The following is a 592-nucleotide window of genomic DNA, read 5'->3' on the forward strand; positions in this document are numbered from 1 at the left end:
GTAGATAACAGCAGCAAGATGCACGCCTGCCCGGAGTGCGGCGGCATGTACGGATCACCGGCGGCGCTCGGCGCACACCGGAAGGCGAAGCACGGCGTGAAAAGCGAGCGGTCGGCCCGGCGGTCCCTGCGGCGTCGCCGGAGCGACCCGCCCGAGCAGCCCGTGAAGCGTGACACGCCCACTTTGTCGGTCGTGCTGATGGAGGGCGGCAGCATGGACGTGCGGATCATGACCCCGAATGATCGGCTGATCGGCACCCTGCGGCTGCACCTCGACGGCGTGAGCTACCGGCGGGCCAGCAGCAAGCGGTCGCTCGACGACGTGCGGGTGGCGTGGGGGAAGCTCGACGACGTGCTCGACGTGTTCCGCGACTAACCCCGGCGAAAGGACAGACCATGGACAGCGACAACAGCAACGTGAAGATCACCGTGCCGGAGGCCAAGGCGCTCCGGGACCGCACGCTCAAGGCGTTCGACGAGGGCGTGGAGGATTTCACCTTCGACTTCGGCGGCGTTGAGCGGACCATGGACGCCAAGTACGCCTACCACCTGTGCTTGTACCTGCACACGCAGCACGGCTGGGACTGCAACCC

General features: G+C 67.2%; 2 protein-coding genes. Both read left to right on the forward strand.

Going from position 1 to position 592, the window contains the following annotated elements; genetic code table 11:
* Positions 1–375 (forward strand): hypothetical protein (locus tag R0J92_RS21570; RefSeq protein WP_411053139.1); only part of this gene is annotated, 375 nt, incomplete at its 5' end.
* 20 nt (positions 376–395) lie between these two features.
* Positions 396–592 (forward strand): hypothetical protein (locus R0J92_RS21575; protein WP_411053140.1); only part of this gene is annotated, 197 nt, incomplete at its 3' end.

The organism is Tritonibacter sp. SIMBA_163 (assembly GCF_046535935.1).
GTDB classification, from domain to species: domain Bacteria; phylum Pseudomonadota; class Alphaproteobacteria; order Rhodobacterales; family Rhodobacteraceae; genus Epibacterium; species Epibacterium scottomollicae.